At 56.6% G+C, this 1246-nt stretch carries 1 protein-coding gene; it reads left to right on the top strand.

Annotated features, from left to right (window positions below; genetic code table 11):
• The first annotated feature begins 68 nt into the window (after nt 1–68).
• Nucleotides 69–1210, top strand: a protein-coding gene (locus tag ACIN8IBEIGE_RS20615) for an IS3 family transposase (protein WP_160016442.1) whose coding sequence is annotated in 2 segments (ribosomal slippage) — nt 69–321 and nt 321–1210 — 1143 coding nt in all. Because the reading frame shifts where the segments join, the coding sequence is not laid out codon by codon here.
• Nucleotides 1211–1246 lie beyond the last annotated feature (36 nt).

Below are 1246 nucleotides of genomic sequence, written 5' to 3'. Positions count from 1 at the left end.
TGTTGTGGCTCAATGATTCTGGACACCCCGATAGGGCGTTAAGCTTCGCCCAGCAATGAGGTGTTTACGTGACCAGAAGATCATTCAGTACAGATTTCAAACTCGAAGCAGCAGGCCTGGTTTTGGATCAAGGCTATTCAATTCCCGAAGCCTGCAAGTCGATGGGGGTAGGCCCGACGGCATTGCGCCGATGGGTAGAGCAACTGCGCAGTGAGCGTGGTGGCACAACCCCGCCGCGCAGTAAGGCCATGACTCCCGAGCAGAAACGCATACAAGACCTTGAGGCCCAGGTTCGGCGTTTAGAGCGGGAGAAAGAGATCCTAAAAAAGGCTACCGCTCTCTTAATGTCGGACTCCCTCGATCAATAAGCCTGATCGAGGCATTGGGCGAGCGATATCCACGAGCCGAGCTGTGCCGCGTATTTGGCGTACATCGCAGCAGTGTCTACGACGCCTGCAAGCGACGCCGCCGGGTAGATCATCGGCGGATTGCATTACGCCAGTTGGCCACTGAATTTCATCTACAGAGTCGCGGCTCAGCTGGAGCCAGAACATTGTCAGCGGCGCTGCGGATACAGGGTGTCGCGGTGGGGCGTTTTCTGGCCGGACGCCTTATGAAAGAGGCCCGGCTGTTCAGTTCGCAATCGCGCAAGCATCGTTATCGTCGAGCTGATGGTGAAAATGCTATCGCAGCGAATGAGCTGGATCGGCAGTTCACAGTGAGCGGCCCCAACCAAGTGTGGTGCGGCGACGTGACCTACATCTGGGCGGGTAATCGCTGGATTTACCTGGCGGCGGTTATGGATTTGTATGCGCGCCGCATCGTGGGCTGGGCACTCTCCAATCGACCGGACTCGCACCTTACGACGCGCGCTTTGCGCGTGGCTTTTGAGTCCCGTGGTTGTCCGCAGCAGCTGATGTTTCACTCTGACCAAGGCAGCCATTACACCAGCATCGAGTTCCGCCAAATGCTGTGGCGCTACCGGATCAAGCAGAGCATGAGCCGGCGTGGCAACTGCTGGGACAACGCACCGATGGAGCGCTTTTTCAGAAGCCTGAAAACAGAGTGGATGCCAGAGCAAGGCTATACCAACCAGGGTCAGGCTGAGGCGGATGTACTGCGTTACCTGACGGACTACTACAACCATCAACGGCCACACAGCTACAACGGGTACAAAACGCCAGTGGAAGCCGAATCACTGGCCGGATAAACCTAAACCAGTGTCCAGAATTCGTTGACCACAACA

The organism is Pseudomonas sp. 8BK, assembly GCF_902506475.1.
Taxonomy (GTDB): Bacteria; Pseudomonadota; Gammaproteobacteria; order Pseudomonadales; family Pseudomonadaceae; genus Aquipseudomonas; species Aquipseudomonas anguilliseptica.
The sequence above is the reverse complement of the archived record's forward strand: the minus strand, read 5'-3'. Positions and strand labels throughout refer to the sequence as shown.